This window comes from Pseudoalteromonas sp. NH0006-26, assembly GCF_057552415.1.
Map to the genome: position 1 here is coordinate 45970 of NZ_BAAJMJ010000004.1, position 16144 is coordinate 62113.

General features: G+C 40.1%; 12 protein-coding genes. 8 read left to right on the top strand and 4 right to left on the bottom strand.

Going from position 1 to position 16144, the window contains the following annotated elements; translation table 11 throughout:
* Window positions 1-53: 53 nt before the first annotated feature.
* The gene (locus tag AC27JR_RS07395; RefSeq protein WP_487173211.1) at window positions 54-1589 is read left to right on the top strand and encodes a tryptophan halogenase family protein; all 1536 of its coding nucleotides are present in this window, start codon (window positions 54-56) and stop codon (window positions 1587-1589) included.
* 37 nt (window positions 1590-1626) lie between these two features.
* Here AC27JR_RS07395 and AC27JR_RS07400 read toward each other — a convergent pair whose 3' ends face one another.
* Window positions 1627-2337 (bottom strand): DUF6445 family protein, encoded by a 711-nt coding sequence (locus tag AC27JR_RS07400; RefSeq protein ID WP_487173212.1) that lies wholly within the window; start codon window positions 2335-2337, stop codon window positions 1627-1629.
* A gap of 297 nt (window positions 2338-2634) precedes the next feature.
* Here AC27JR_RS07400 and AC27JR_RS07405 point away from each other — a divergent pair, with 297 nt between their 5' ends.
* The 5 genes from AC27JR_RS07405 (at window position 2635) to AC27JR_RS07425 (ending at window position 9268) form a co-directional block, all read left to right on the top strand.
* Window positions 2635-3336 (top strand): SapC family protein, encoded by a 702-nt coding sequence (locus AC27JR_RS07405; RefSeq protein WP_008113020.1) that lies wholly within the window; start codon window positions 2635-2637, stop codon window positions 3334-3336.
* A 124-nt stretch (window positions 3337-3460) separates the two neighbouring features.
* A complete protein-coding gene (locus tag AC27JR_RS07410; RefSeq protein WP_008113022.1) occupies window positions 3461-4498 on the top strand; it encodes an isoaspartyl peptidase/L-asparaginase family protein in 1038 nt (345 codons plus the stop codon).
* A gap of 128 nt (window positions 4499-4626) precedes the next feature.
* On the top strand, window positions 4627-8514 hold the full coding sequence (hrpA, locus tag AC27JR_RS07415; RefSeq protein ID WP_487173213.1) for an ATP-dependent RNA helicase HrpA: 3888 nt from the start codon (window positions 4627-4629) through the stop codon (window positions 8512-8514).
* A 68-nt stretch (window positions 8515-8582) separates the two neighbouring features.
* On the top strand, window positions 8583-8963 hold the full coding sequence (locus AC27JR_RS07420) for a response regulator (protein ID WP_008113026.1): 381 nt from the start codon (window positions 8583-8585) through the stop codon (window positions 8961-8963).
* 8 nt (window positions 8964-8971) lie between these two features.
* The gene (locus tag AC27JR_RS07425) at window positions 8972-9268 is read left to right on the top strand and encodes a PilZ domain-containing protein (RefSeq protein WP_010388503.1); all 297 of its coding nucleotides are present in this window, start codon (window positions 8972-8974) and stop codon (window positions 9266-9268) included.
* Window positions 9269-9283: 15 nt separating this feature from the next.
* Here the strand turns inward: AC27JR_RS07425 and AC27JR_RS07430 are convergent, their stop codons facing one another.
* A complete protein-coding gene (locus AC27JR_RS07430) occupies window positions 9284-10474 on the bottom strand; it encodes a class I SAM-dependent methyltransferase (protein ID WP_076918505.1) in 1191 nt (396 codons plus the stop codon).
* Window positions 10475-10613: 139 nt separating this feature from the next.
* Between AC27JR_RS07430 and AC27JR_RS07435 the strand changes: the two genes are divergently transcribed.
* The gene (locus AC27JR_RS07435; RefSeq protein WP_008113030.1) at window positions 10614-11285 is read left to right on the top strand and encodes an HD domain-containing protein; all 672 of its coding nucleotides are present in this window, start codon (window positions 10614-10616) and stop codon (window positions 11283-11285) included.
* Window positions 11275-11703: a VOC family protein gene (locus AC27JR_RS07440; protein WP_008464600.1), complete on the top strand. Its 429-nt coding sequence runs from the start codon at window positions 11275-11277 to the stop codon at window positions 11701-11703. The genes AC27JR_RS07435 and AC27JR_RS07440 overlap by 11 nt, the downstream gene beginning before the upstream one ends.
* A gap of 47 nt (window positions 11704-11750) precedes the next feature.
* On the opposite strand, the gene AC27JR_RS07445 is transcribed toward AC27JR_RS07440, so the two are convergent.
* Together AC27JR_RS07445 and AC27JR_RS07450 are read right to left on the bottom strand one after the other, a co-directional pair.
* Window positions 11751-12746: a response regulator gene (locus AC27JR_RS07445; RefSeq protein WP_487173214.1), complete on the bottom strand. Its 996-nt coding sequence runs from the start codon at window positions 12744-12746 to the stop codon at window positions 11751-11753.
* Between the two features lie 17 nt (window positions 12747-12763).
* Window positions 12764-16075 (bottom strand): PAS domain S-box protein, encoded by a 3312-nt coding sequence (locus tag AC27JR_RS07450; protein ID WP_487173216.1) that lies wholly within the window; start codon window positions 16073-16075, stop codon window positions 12764-12766.
* Window positions 16076-16144: the final 69 nt, after the last annotated feature.

Genomic DNA, 16144 nt, shown 5'->3' on the forward strand with positions numbered 1-16144 from the left:
CTAGGCCCAGCATTGCTGGGCTTTTTTACGAGATTAAACATCATTGGTGATTTATGAATATAAAAAAAGTGGCAATTTTAGGTGGTGGAACAGCTGGTTGGTTAGCTGCAAACCACATTGGCAAAGAGCTGCTGAAGCGCAAAGGTGTTTCAGTGACTTTAATTGAGTCACCCGATATACCGCCAATTGGAGTAGGCGAAGGCACAGTACCCGACATAAGAAACACGCTAAAAACTTTTGGTATTCGTGAAGATGAATTTATTCGCCAATGTGATGCGACGTTTAAGCAGTCGATAAAATTTGTTAACTGGATGGACAAGAAAAAGCATGGGGAAGGTAACTTTTTTCATCACTTGTTTGATGTGCCAAACCCCTACGATACTAAACATTTAACTCAACATTGGTTAAACGATAAGCAAAAATCAAAAAGTCATGCGCAGTATTTATCTTCTCAGCACGCTATTTGTGAGGCTGGTTTAGCCCCCAAAAGTATCACTAATGCCCAATATGAGGGCGAGTTAGCTTATGCGTACCATTTCAATGCAGGGAAATTTGCGCAACTGCTCTCGTGTAATGCAAAAGATAAGTTTTCGGTGTCTCACGTACATACCAATGTAACTCAAGTAAAGCTTGCTAATGATGGCACAATAGCAGCGTTAGTGACTGACAGCGAAGGTGAACTTGAATTTGACTTTTATATTGATTGTTCGGGTTTTGAATCTTTACTCATAGATAAAGCTTTAAAAGTCCCTTTCGTTGATGTGTCTGACACTTTACTTATTAATAGCGCCTTAGTTGTGCAAGTACCTACAAAAGAAGACGATGATATTCCGCCTTATACACTTGCTACCGCTCATCAAGCTGGCTGGATTTGGGACATTGCGCTCACTAATAGGCGGGGAGTGGGCTTTGTTTATTCAAATAACCACATGACCGATGAACAAGCACATGAAAAATTGGATCGTTACCTAGGGGCAAGTAAGCAAGGTCTTAGTTATAGAAAAATCCCCATGAGAGTAGGTTATCGTGAAAAGTTTTGGCATAAAAACTGTGTCGCGCTTGGGTTAGCGCAAGGCTTTTTAGAACCATTAGAGGCAACCTCTATTTTATTAACTGATTTTTCAGCGAAGTTTTTAACCCTACGTTTTCCATCATCAACTGAGCAGCTTGAACAGTTAGAAACGCGGTTTAATCACGCTATGGGGTATGCGTGGGAACGTTCTATTGATTTTATTAAATTGCACTACTGTATTTCAGATAGAACAGATTCAGCTTTTTGGGTGGCCAATAAAAGTGATGACACTATTTCTGAGTCATTAAAAGAAAAGCTTAGTTTGTGGGAAGAGTTCATTCCGGTTAGAGATGACTTTTTCAGCCAGTTTGAAGTGTTTTACTTAGAAAACTTTTTATTTGTACTTTATGGAATGCATTTCAACACTAAGGCACCGCCTTGTACCAGTGCAGAACATGAACACTGTTTAGTACGTTTACAACAACGAGCTGAGATAGATCAATACTTAATAAATAAGCTACCCAATCACAGAGCGCTTTTAGATAAAATTAAACAATATGGACTGCAGTCAATCTAATGATTTGTGAAAGGTTTAAGCGCTATATTCACAAAGATCATCGTACACTTGCGAAAGAGGCTATCGAAAGACGGCCTTTTTTAGCATCCGCTAAGCAGCTTTGTTCAGAATAAATATTGGCACTGTGTAATAAGTTACCTTGGTAAATAACAAGGCGGTTAAATTTAGCATCAACTTTAAAAACCTGTTCAAATAAACTTGTGCTGCCAGCTAAATAGCCTTGATGCTCATTAGGGGCTTCTTTAACATCATTAACTATATCTGCGAGCAGTGGTTTGTGCTGTTGTTTAAATTCAATAATGTTTTGAGGTATATACTTATAAATACTTGTTCCACCAAGCTCCTCTGGCGATAAGTAATGTACAAATGCGTAATCTCTCTCATCACAAGAATCAATATGCGGTACTTTTTGATCAACAATTAAATTCGCAGGTTTGCATGAAACTAATGAAAGTAAACTTTTATGTAGAACAGACTGCTGATAATCTTTATTGTCTATTTTAGGCAGTATTTCATTTTGAAAAAATGCATGTAAAACCCTTAAATAAGGTTGCGGCATATTGTCGCGAATACCAGGGTAGAAGGAGTTGTCTGAAAACATAGGGTTAAAGTAGGCTATGTTGTGAGCAAAATTCATTACACTACTGGTATCTAAAAGAAAATCATCAACAACGAAGGCTGATAGCTTGGTGCCAGGGATCATCAGTTTTTCAATTTTTAAGTTTGGGTTTACAGTTAAATTTTTCATTATTTTAGTGTCTATTTTTGCTGAAATTATCTAAGTGTGAATTTTTTATTTAGGCACAAACTCAATATACCACCGAAGACAGCGTTGTCAAAGAACGCTTTTTGAGCTATCTAAGCGTGCGAATTTCACCTTTGGTAATGTTTACTAGTTATTTGTTGAAATAATCAGCGATAATGTTTTTGTTAATTAATAACGTACAAAATGACACAAAATTTTCACTTCCTTTTTGTCACCAAAACCTTTAGCCTTAGGCCACTAACAGAAAAAAATCAAATTAATAAATAACGGAGCAGTAACATGGCGGAGCAACAAGTACAGCCTTTACACAACGAAAAACATGCCAACACTAAAATTAAAAATGGCATCAACATCGAATTTATGAAAACTCAACACTTAGTGCCAGTAGTTGCACATGAGTTTGCGCGTATCGCCAATGAATTCCCAATGTCTTTTGTTAAAAATAACGAAACAGGTACTTTTCAAGCGGTTGCAATGTTTGGCCTAGAGCCAGGTGAAAATTTATTTATTGATGGCGACAAATGGACAGCATCATTTGCACCTATGGCAACAACGCGTTACCCATTAGGTTTAGTAAAGCACCCAGAGCAAGATCAATTTGGTATTGTAATTGACGAAGCAAGCCCATTGGTAGGTGAAGAAGGTAATGCATTATTCGAAAACGGTGAAGAAACTGATTATCTTAAGCGTCGTAAAGAAGCATTAGTATCATTCATTGAGTTTTCTCAAGTAACTGATGCGTTCACTAAATTCCTTGCTGATAAAGAACTACTGGTAGCACAAACGCTAACTGTTGATATTAAAGGCGAGAAAAAAGACATCAACGGTATTTACCTTATTGATGAGAAAAAACTAAATGAGCTAAGCGATGCAGACTTCCTTGAGCTTCGTAAACGCGGTTATTTAGCACCAATCTATTCTTTCTTAACGTCTACGCACCAAGTAGCACGTTTAGCACGTTTAAAAGCGCAACAAGCGTAATTTTAAACAGAATTAAAAAAGCGCCTCAGGGCGCTTTTTTTGTGCCATTAAACTCACTTCACTTGAAAAACGTTTCATAACCATTCACATTGGTTTTACTCTTGTATTTATAAAAGAACACACAATGAAAAAATCATTATTAGGACTCATTGCAACAAGTTTAATGGGGTTGAGCGCGCAGGCGTTAAGTGCAAATACAAACACGCCGTTTGCCATTGCGATTCATGGCGGCGCAGGCACGATTGAAAAAAGTAAATTTACGGCCGAACAAGAGCAAGCTTACCGCAATAAATTAGCAGAAGCTGTTGAGGCCGGGTATAAAGTACTTGAACAAGGCGGGGAAAGCCTTGATGCAGTGACTACTGCTATTGAAATACTCGAACAATCCCCTTATTTTAATGCCGGACGTGGTGCGGTATATACCTATGAGGGTAGTCACGAATTAGATGCCTCTATTATGGATGGCCGCAATCGTCAAGCAGGCGCCGTTTCGGGTATCAAACATATTGAAAGCCCAATTCAACTTGCCCGATTAGTGATGGAAAACTCAGTGCATGTGATGCTAAGTGGTCAAGGTGCAGAAGAGTTTGCTAAAGAGCAAGGCGTGAGCCTAGTAGAGAACAATATATTTGATACAAAGCATCGCTATGAAGCTTTATTAAAAGCAAAAGAAAAACTCGAGGCGAGCAAAAACACCAATAAAGATTACCAGGCAGCGCACAAGGCGTTACCGGTTAATTATAAAGTGGGCACAGTGGGTGCGGTGGCACTGGATAAACAAGGTAATTTAGCGGCGGGCACGTCAACCGGCGGAATGACCGCAAAACGTTTTGGTCGTATTGGCGATGCGCCGGTTATTGGCGCAGGCACTTTTGCTGAAAATGCCTCATGTGCGGTTTCGGCAACAGGGCACGGCGAATATTTTATTCGTTATAATGTGGCCAGTGATATTTGTGCACGAGTAAAGTATCAAGGTAAAACTATAGGTGAAGCAGGTAATGAAGTAATAAATGAGGTGCTTAAGCCGATAGGGGGCACAGGCGGTGTTATTATTGTTGATACAAAAGGCAATATTAGTCTGCCGTTTAATACTACTGGCATGTATCGTGCGAGTAAGTCCAATACGCAAGCAACTTATGTAGGTATTTTTAGCGACGAATAAACGCAATTAGTTAGTGGCTGGTGGTTTATATAATAATCCGCTGATTGTTATATTCTTTACAGGATTAACCCCAGCCATTTAATTTGCTACAATCGGGGCTCTTTGACTAATTTTTATAAGGTATGCAGGTGGTAAACCTAGGTCAGTTGTTTGGCGAGCTAAAAACGTGCTTAAAAAAAGATCAATTCAGTTTTAAAAAGCGTCTTCACGGCGTTAAAAAAATCACCGACGAGGCAAAACTTAACAGTGCGCTTGAAAAAATTGCGACTGATATCAGTCGCAGTCAAGCACTCAGAGAGCAGCGTTTAGCTGGGCTACCTAAAGTTACTTACCCTGAGCAATTACCTGTCAGTCAAAAAAAAGACACCATTAAAGAGGCCATTGCTAATAATCAAGTGGTGATCATTGCAGGTGAAACCGGCTCAGGTAAAACCACACAAATACCTAAGATGTGTTTAGAGCTAGGCCGAGGCGTTGAGGGCTATATTGGCCATACGCAACCAAGGCGTCTAGCAGCACGCAGCGTTGCCAACCGTATTGCAGAAGAAATGCAATGTGAGCTTGGTCAGCAAGTCGGTTTTAAAATTCGTTTTAGCGATCAGGTATCTAATAACAGTTACATTAAACTGATGACCGACGGTATTTTATTAGCTGAAATACAACAAGACCGGTTTTTAAATCAATACGACACCATTATTATTGATGAAGCGCATGAACGTAGCCTAAACATTGATTTTATTTTAGGTTATCTTAAAAATTTACTCCCAAAACGCCCCGATTTAAAAGTTATTATCACCTCAGCAACTATCGACCCTGAGCGCTTTTCTAAGCATTTTGATGATGCACCTATTATTGAAGTATCAGGAAGAACGTTTCCAGTTGATGTACGCTATAACCCAATTAGTGATATTCAAAAAGAAGATATGGAAGCCGAAGGCGACCAACTTCAGGGGATTTTTGATGCGGTAGATGAACTTTGCGCCGAAGGTCCTGGCGATATACTGATCTTTTTAAATGGTGAGCGAGAAATACGCGATACCGCCGATGCACTAAGCAAGCGTAATTTAAAACACACAGATGTATTACCTTTGTATTCAAGGCTATCGAACGCTGAGCAAAACCGTATTTTTGCGCCGCATTCGCGCCGCCATATTATACTCTCTACCAACGTCGCTGAAACATCGCTAACAGTACCTGGTATTCGTTATGTTATTGACCCGGGTACAGCGCGAATTAGTCGTTATAGTTATCGCACAAAAGTGCAACGTTTACCTATAGAGCCTATTTCGCAAGCCAGTGCTAATCAGCGAATGGGGCGCTGTGGACGTGTTGAAGCGGGTATTTGTATTCGTTTATATTCAGAAGATGACTTTTTATCGCGTCCTGAATTTACTGACCCTGAAATATTGCGTACTAATTTAGCATCAGTTATTTTGCAAATGTTAGCCCTTGGGCTGGGTGATATGGCGCAATTTCCTTTTGTGCAAGCTCCAGATAGCCGAAATATTAATGATGGTTTAACATTGCTTGAAGAGCTACAAGCAGTAAAAGCGGCTAAGCGTCATCAAAAAACCAGCCTAACACAATCTGGGCGAGAGCTAAGTCGTTTGCCGGTTGACCCGCGTTTAGCAAAAATGGTGCTAACTGCACATAAACTGGGTGCATTGCGTGAGGTGATAGTTATTGTTGCCGCGCTTTCGATTCAAGACCCCCGCGAGCGACCACAAGAAAAACGCCAAGCCGCGAATGAAAAACATGGTCGCTTTGACGATCCAGACTCTGACTTTATTGCCTTTTTAAACCTGTGGAATTACCTAGAAGAGCAGCAAAGTGAGCTGACTAACAGCCAGTTTAGAAAGTTATGTCAAAAAGACTTTTTAGCCTATATGCGTATTCGTGAATGGCAAGATATCGTTTATCAAATCAGCACTGTGTGCAATGAAATGAAAATGAAAGCCACCACTAATATTGCAGACAGTGAGCTTATTCACAAAGCACTTTTAAGTGGCATGCTCAGTCACATCGGTTTCAAAGACGAAAAGCAGCTATATAAAGGTGCGCGTAATAGCCAATTTCATATTTTCCCAGGCTCAGGCTTATTTAAAAAGAGTCCAAAATGGATGATGTCGGCTGAGTTGGTGGAAACCAGTAAACTCTATGCTCGTATTAATGCCAAAATTGATGTGAACTGGGTAGAGCCGTTTGCTCAGCATTTAGTAAAACGCAGCTACACAGAGCCTCATTGGGAGAAAAAGCCCGGTGCAGTGATTGCCTTTGAGCAACAAACTTTGTATGGCTTACTAATTGTTAATAAGCGCCGCTGTGTGTACAGCAATATTGACCCAAAAGTAAGCCGTGAGTTGTTTATTCGCACAGCGCTGGTTGAACAAGAGCTCGGGCTCAATGAAGGGTTTTTAGCGTATAACCGCGAATTAATTGAAGATATTCAAGTGCTCGAGAACAAGTCTCGTAGACGCGATATTTTAGTTGATGAGCAAACCTTGTTTGAGTTTTACGAGAAGAAAATACCCAGCGATATTAACAATCGTGCTGCGTTTATCAAATGGTATAAAACACAAAAACAACAAGACAAACACTACCTGCATATGACCCGTGATGAGTTAATGCAGCATGGTGCCAGCAGCATTACCGAATTTGACTACCCTAATACTTGGCAGCAAGATAACTTGATGCTGCCGCTTACCTATCACTTTGATCCAGGCCAAGCGGTTGATGGCGTTGCCGTACAAATACCCGTTGCACTGTTAAACCAAGTGCAAGAAAGTGGCTTTGATTGGCATATACCGGCATTTCGTCATGAGTTAATTTGTGGGTTAATTAAGTCATTACCTAAGTCATTGCGGCGTAACTTTGTTCCTGCTCCTAATTATGCCGATGCGGTGTTAGCGGCTATAGAGCCATTACAAGGCTCGTTAATCGACTCGCTAAGCAATCGATTACTGCGCATGACCGGCGTGCGAGTCGACCCTGAGGCGTGGGATTTAACTGCGCTTGCTCCGCATTTAAGGTTGCAATTTGAAGTGCGCGATGAACACGACAAGCTACTAGCACGTGGACTCGATTTAGCTAAACTTAAAGCGCAGCTACAAGGTAAGGTCACCGATACCTTATCTAAAGTCGCCGACAAAGGCATAGAAAAAACCGACTTAACGCAGTGGGATTTTGGAGAGTTACCAACATCGTATGTGAAAAAGCAAGGTCAGTACGAAATTAAAGCGTACCCTGCGCTGGTGGATAAAAAATCAACGGCGGCAGTGGAGTTATTCGATAACGAAATAAAAGCGCAATTAGCGCACCAGCAAGGTTTACGTCGTTTAGTACTGTTAAACGTGCCATCACCCATTAAATACCTGCAGCAAAATTTACCAAACAAGGCTAAGCTAGGGTTGTACTTTAATCCTTTTGGTAAAATTGCAGACTTAATTGATGACTGTATTGCCTCAGGCGTTGATAGCCTATTAGTTAAATATGGTGACATTCGTACAAGTGATGCATTTGAAGCGGTTAAAGAGCATATTCGCGGCGAGTTAGGCGACACTGTGGTAGCAATTGCAACTCAAGTAGAGCAAGTACTGAGTATTGCCCATGCACTACATAAAAAAATGAAAGGGCGAGTAGATTTAACCATGATCACTGCCCATGGCGATATTAAGTCCCAGTTAGAGTCGCTTATTTTTAAAGGCTTTGTCAGTCAGCACGGGGCAGACAAATTAGGCGATTTAATTCGTTACTTAAAAGCGATTCAAAAACGTCTAGAAAAACTACCTGTTGACCCAAATCGTGATAGATTATGTGTGCTAGAGCTTGAAAAAGTAGCGCAAGAATATAAAAAACTGACAAATAAAACACCTAAAGGAATGCCATTGCCTACAGATGTTGAGGCTATTTTTTGGATGCAGCAAGAATTACGCGTATCCTTATTTGCACAAACCTTAGGTACGCCTTATCCAATTTCAGCAAAACGTGTGTTAAATGCGATAAAAGAAATTGAATAATCTCTTTATTCTCTATTAAGCTAAGTAAGTTAACAGAGGGACTAACTTGAGAAGGAAATGACATAGCTATGTCCTCATTACTAAAACACAAAGCGCGGCAGTTGTTAGTGGTTGATGATGAGTATTTCAATTTTGAAATACTCAAAGCAGGGTTAGCATCAACATTTGATTTGAGCTATGCTGATTCTGGTAAAAGTTGTTTAGCATCTGCGATTGCTAATCCGCCCGATATTATTTTGCTCGATGTGTGTATGCCAGGACTCGATGGTTATGATACCTGTCGCATACTTAAACACACGCCAGAGACAAAAAACATTCCGGTGGTTATGATATCTGGACTTGAGTCGGAGCTTGAACAACAAGCTGGCTTTGACGCAGGGTGTGATGCTTACGTTGTAAAACCTTTTTCTATCGCCGTACTACGAGAAAAAATTAATAATATTGTGTAGAGGGAATTATGTTTACCGAAGATAAGAGAAACTATAGACGTATGCAGGTTAACACGCCAGCAAAGTTAACCTCAATAGAGCCTGTTGCTGGGCTCAGTTACACTGGCACCTGCCTTGATTTAAGTGCAACGGGTCTTTCATTACAACTCGATGATTTGTTAGAGCTTAACTCAATTTTATCGGTTGATATTGCATCAACACATCCGAGTATTGCACCATTGAAAGCCACCGTTAAGGTGATACGTGCCAGCACCGAAGAGGATGGCACGATAACCGCAGGGCTCGAAATTGTAGAGTTTAACTAACTACTTAATTAGTTTTTAGTAAACCTTACAAATAAGCCCTTTAAGGTAAAAGCCTTCAGGATAGCTGCCTGCAATAGGGTGGTCAGCTGCTTGATTTAAGCGCTCCATGATCAGTAAATCCTTGCCTGCATCAAGGGCTGCATCTGCGACCACTTTTTGAAACAAGTTTTGTTCCATTAAACCAGAACATGAGAATGTTAGTAGCGTGCCACCTGGCTTTAAAATTTGCATCGCAATCATATTTATATCTTTATAACCACGACACGCCCCAGTTAACTGCGCTTTGTTATCAGCAAATTTAGGCGGGTCCATAACAATGGTATCAAATAAAACGCCGTCTTCACGGTATTGACGTAATAATTTAAAGACATCTTGTTTAACAAAGTCGACTTTATTTAAATCAAGATTATTATGCTCTACATTACGCTTTGCTGTATCAAGTGCTGGTTGTGAAACATCTACATTGGTTACATGCTTGCAGCCACCACGCAGGGCGTAAAGAGAAAAAGTACCTGTATAACTAAAGCAATTTAATACGGTTTTGTCTTTTGAAAAACGCTCCAGTGCAGCACGACTATCACGTTGGTCTAAATAAAAGCCGGTTTTATGGCCTTCCATTATATCAACTTCAATCTTTAAGCCATTTTCTTCAATTATGACAGGTTCAGTGGGTTCACTCCCCCATAGCACGCCCTTAATAGGCTCAAGCCCCTCTTTAGTGCGAACATCTACATCTGAGCGCTCATAAATAGTAGAGCCAGGGAAAATAGCCATTAAAGCGCCAACAATTTCACCTTTGTGACGTTCTGCACCTGCGCTCAGTAATTGACACACAAGAACATTATCAAACTTATCTATAGTAATACCGGGTAAGTAGTCTGATTCTGCTGCACATAATCTAAAGCCGGTAAGTCCACCTTCTTCAATCGCATGACTACGCGCTTCTAAAGCACGGCGAAGACGGCGCTCAAAGAAATGTTGATCTATCACTTCTTTTTCGTCAAAGCTCCAAACACGAGCACGAATTTGCGAATGAGGACTGTAAGCGGCTGTGGCCAAAAACTTACCTTCACTATCGTGAATGGTTACCGTGTCACCTAATCCAGGTTTACCTTTAATTTTTTTGATGGCTTTAGAAAATAACCAAGGGTGTTTTCTTTTTAATGATTTATCGCGACCAGCTTGCAGGTAAACGGCAGATGACATAGGGCTTCTCTGTAGTAATAAATAAGCGCTGTATTTTAGTCAAGGCTCGCGCAACATACAATGAATGTTTTGCAAGGGGCTTATAAATCGCGGTAAAGTAGCCATTATTAACTCGTTTAAATAGATTTTTGGAAATTCGGTGGACAATTCAGCTCTTAGCCCCTCATTACAGCAACTTAATCAGCAATGCAGAGACTTTATTACATCCTTAGTACATGCCGATGTAGCCCATGATATTACCCATATTGAACGGGTAGTACGTGTTGCTGTGCAGTTATGTATTGCAGAGCAGGCTGATATGGCCATTGTATTGCCTGCAGCTTGGTTACATGATTGTGTTGCGGTGGCTAAAAATCACCCAGACAGGGCGAAAGCATCAACAATGGCAGCCGATAAAGCGATTAACTTTTTAGCGTCTATTGGTTACGATGAACAACTATTTGCTGATATTCACCACGCTATTGCAGCACACAGTTTTAGCGCCAATATTGCTATTAAAACGGTGGAAGCACAGATTGTACAAGATGCAGATAGAATGGATGCCTTAGGAGCTATTGGTGTAAGCCGTTGTATGAAAGTAGGCGGCTCTATTAGCCGGTTATTATACAACCCCGATGATCCATTTTGTTTAAACCGAGAAGCAGACGATAAAAAGTACACCCTAGATCATTTTTTTATTAAATTACTGCATATTGCTCAGAGTATGAATACCCCCTCAGCAAAAGCAGAAGCACAAAGGCGTACTGCATACATGCACGATTTTTTAGCCCAGCTTAAGTCTGAAATTGGTGAACAACGCGATGACACCTAAACTTTCGGGAATTGATCATTGCCATTTAAATGTTGAATGCATCACCCAAGCCGTTGATTGGTATAAAAAGGTGCTTGGTTTTAGCGTAGTAGAGGAGTTAGCATTTTGGAATGAAGAGGGGAAAGGCCCTTTAACACTTGAAGATGAAAATGCCACTACACGGCTGGCTTTATTTGAAGGAGATGGGCGCAGTAAAGGAATCGCTTTTGCTGCGACAGGGGAGCAATTTGTTATGTGGCTCAAGCATCTTGAGCAGCACCAAGTAAAAACCATATTGGCTGATCATGGTGTGACTTTTTCAATGTACTTTAAAGACAATAGTGGTAATAGCCATGAGATCACTTCTCATGACTATCGTATTATAAAACAGCATTTTCCGGCTGTAGCTTTAGGCTCTCACAATGCCAAAAGAAGCTAGGATCAGTTGCACTTTGCGCAGTAATATTTGCTCAAATAAGGGGAGATTTAATCGCGCTCTTGATGGGCCTTTTTTATCGCTAGAACAGTGTCTATCTGACCAATAAAAAGCTCAACTAGATGTGGGTCAAAATGTTTTCCCGCTTGGTACTGCATATGTTCTATTGTTTGCTCAATGCTCCAAGGCTCTTTATAAGGACGTTTTGATGTGAGTGCATCAAATACATCAGCAATCGCCACAATCCGTCCCTCAATCGAAATTTCTTCGCCTTTCAATCCATTAGGGTAGCCTGTGCCATCCCATTTCTCATGATGTTCAATTGCCAGTACGTGGGCAAGTTGCAACAAAGGGGAGGGTGAGTTGGCCAATATTTTAGCTCCTATAGCAGCATGCTCTTTCATGTGTGCAAATTCGTCTGGAGTTAATTTTCCTGGTTTTAATAATATTGAATCAGGAATGCCTATTTTTCCGACATCGTGCATTGGTGCAGCTTGGCGTAATAACTCAGCGTGTTGTTCATTCATTCCTAGCGCTAAAGCAAGTACCTTGCTGTATTGACTCATTCGAGCAATATGTTCACCCGTATCGGTATCTTTGTACTCTGCAGCGCGCCCCAATCGTTCTACTAAGTCTACATGTGCTTGTTTTAGCTGCTCGGCTTGTACTAAAGAAAGATGTGTTTTTACCCTTGCCTTTACAATAGCAGGACTAATAGGTTTGGTTATGTAATCAACTGCACCTAAAGAAAACCCTTCCGATTCATCTTGCTCTTGTGTAAGTGCGGTAACAAAAATAACTGGAATATGTGCGGTTGTAGGATTAGTTTTTAAAATTTTACACACTTCAAAGCCATTCATATCTGGCATCATTACATCTAGTAAAATGAGGTTCGGTGGATCGTTTTCAATTAATTGCAGTGCTAATGGCCCCGATTTAGCGAACGACAAACGGTAGTTACTCGCTAGAACCTCGCGCATTACTTTTAAATTCGCAGGTTCATCATCGACGATTAATATTCGCGCCTGACTTATAGATTGATCCATCGTCGTCCTCAGAAGAGCTAATTATTAAGTGTTGTTAATAATGCATTGAGCTCTATTTTTGCATTATCAAATTCAAATTCATTAAACTGTTCACAAATGCTTAAAATAGCATTTTTGTGCTGTTCTGGTGTTATTCTCTCAATATAACTTAATAACGTATCGTCCAACTCTGCTCGTTTAGCTTGACTAAGTAAAAGGGTTAATTGGTGAATAAATTCAGTATTTGACACGGTTACTTTTTGTAATTTATTCTCTTGAGGAGCAATACGTAAGTGTGATAATTCATCTGCTAGCTGCTGCCACTCTTGGTGGCATTTTAATATGCACTGGGCATAGCTAGTTGTATCACGCTGCTTTTCAGCTTGAGCAACTAAGTCAGACAAATTATTAAGCGCTAAGTTACCTGCAAGACCTTTTAAATTATGCAGAATTTGAGCATGGTGTTTATAGTTTAGCTTATTGGTCGCTAAGGTTTGCATACTATTTTGATGCTGAGTTAAAAAGAGCGCGACTTCTTTGAGGTGTTTTTCTGTGCTGCCCCACATTTTCTCGCCTTTAGCTAAATCTATACGGAGTTTTGAGTCAATCGGATCTGCAGTTTCTAACTGGCTTATAGCAAGCCCAAGCACTCTTGCTATTTCGTAGTTGAGCTGGTTTATGTCAACGGGTTTCGTTGCAAAACCATTCATACCCGCTTGTTTAGCTGTTAGCTTATCTTGTTGCAACACACTGGCTGTTAAAGCAATTATTGGGGTTTGCTCAAGTTGCTTTTGCTGCTCTAAAGAGCGAATTGATGCCGTAGCACTGATCCCATCGCACTTAGGCATATGAATATCCATTAAAATAATATCAAAGCGATGTTGATTAAATATCTCAATGGCCTCAAAGCCATTATTAGCTTTTCTTACCTGATGCCCAGCTTGTGAGAGCATAATGGTGAGTAGCTCAATATTTTGTTCAATATCATCGACCACTAAGATTTTTAATGGTGGTAAATTAAATACGTTTTTACTAATGGTCTGTACCTGACTTTTCTCGCCTTTTTCAAGCGCAACAGTAAAAGAAAAACAGCTACCTTGACCAAGGGTACTTTGTGCATATATTTTGCCGCCCATTAATTCAACGAGCTGCTTACTAATCGTTGTACCAAGCCCGGAGCCACCAAATCGGCGTGTTGTGGTTCCATCTGCTTGCTCAAAAGGTTTAAAGATAGCGTTAAGGCGATCTTTTTTAATACCTATACCTGTGTCTTGTACTTTGAATAAAATAGGTTGATTGGGGTTATGTGTAACCGACAAAGTAACATGGCCTCGTTCGGTAAACTTTATCGCATTGCCGATTAAATTGGTTAGCACTTGGCGCAAACGAGTATCGTCACCCAAATAAAATGGATTCACATTGCCAGCTATTTTTAAATTGAGTTTTAGGTCTTTACGTTTTGCATCAAGCCAAAATGTAGACACAATATTGTCGAGTAATTCTTGCAAGTTAAAATGTACATTTTGAATTTCGAGTTTGCCTTTTTCTAACTTTGCTGAGTCGAGGATATCGTTAAGTAAGTGCAACAAAGAACGCGCAGCGTTATTAACAGTAATTATTTGCTTATGTTGATCTTTATTAAGCGGGCTATCTATCAAAATATCACTAAAGCCAATAATTGCATTCATGGGGGTACGTATCTCATGACTCATATTTGCCATAAAAGACTGTTTAGCTTGCGCGGCTACTTCAGCCTCGTATTTTGCTTGTTTTAAGCTTTGCTCATATTCATAGCGTTTGGTTATATCAACTAAAACGCCATCAACCCAGCGGGCATCATTTTTAGAGTTAGTGACAATACTTGCTTGATCCAGTACCCAAATAATATTGCCGTTGCGATGGCGAATGCGGTATTCAATTGAGTATTGACTGGTTGATGCAACCGCTTGATCAATGGCTAAAGAAATAGCCGCTTCATCTTCTTTAACAATCAGCTCGGCAAAGGTAATACGCTGCTCAGTAAACTCTTCAGCGCGATAACCCGTTAGTTCATAGACGCTTGGGCTTATAAATAACATACTCCAGTGTTCATCTAACAAGCAGCGAAATACAACACCGGGCATATTGTTCATCAAGGTACGATATTGTCGCTCTTTTTCAATTAAGCTTTGTTGTAATGCTTTTTGTTCAGTTAAATCGGTAATAAAGCCAACAAATAGCGTTTCAGTTTGTAATTGCTTTACTTCACCAATCCCTAGTCGAATTGGAAATTGATGACCATTTTTATGTTTTGCCCACACATCGCGATTAACACCAATCACACGCTTTACTTCATGGTTTGTGGTGTTTTTTAAAAAAGCATCGTGTTGATTAGCAATATCATCAGCCATCAATATTTTTACATTTAGGCCAATGACCTCATTATCTTTCCAGCCAAAAATCGTTTCTGCGGCCTTATTAAAGCTTAAAATGGTACCTTTAATATTGATAGTGACGATGCCATCAATAGCAGTTGATAAAATAGCATCAAGGCGAGACTCTTCAGCAGATTTTTTTCCTAACAGCATTCTGTAGCGGATCATGCCATTGATGATCACAACCACCGCTGTTAATAAAAGCGTGGCGAACGACACACTAATAGCAATAAAGGTTAAGTGCGATTGATTTGTTTGCTCGTTAATTATCGGGCTTGTTGCAATAAATCGCGCTGCGGCCATGCCCATATAGTGCATGCCAGCCACGGCAAGCCCCAGAATAAGCGCACAAATAATACGATTATGCACCGGCGTTAATTTTTTAAAGTGTGCAGGTAAATGAAAACGTACATAGAGGCTGATGAAAGAGAGCAGCACTGCTACAACAATTGAAGCGCTAAACCACATTGGATCATAACGAAGTAATGGACTTAATTGCATTGCGGCCATACCACTGTAATGCATGGCGCCAACACCCGCGCCAAATAAAAGTGAGCTTAGAATTAAATTGATAATACGAGGGTGGGTGCTATATGTTTTCAAACAAGAAAAAGCAATGGTACACGCCAGTAAAGCCGGTATAAACGACACAAAAGTGAGTGTGGGATCGTATTCAATTGTAGTGCACAAAGAAAATGCGAGCATAGCAATAAAATGCATACTCCATACCCCCCCAGCAAGCACTAAAGCTGCAGTTACATTGGCCAGCTTACGATAAGACTTAAAGTGAGTATTATTTGCTAAATCGATAACGTGAAGGGAAAAGTAGGCTGCAAAAATTGCGGTGAGTATAGATAGTGTCACTAAACTTGGGTCGTATACACCATTAATAATTAGACTTGGATCTGGTTGGTTTATAAAAAAATTAGATAGCATCAATCATTCACATAATAACTCTTAAACCCAGTCTAATATAAACTCAACAATAATCACAAGGTATTGAGC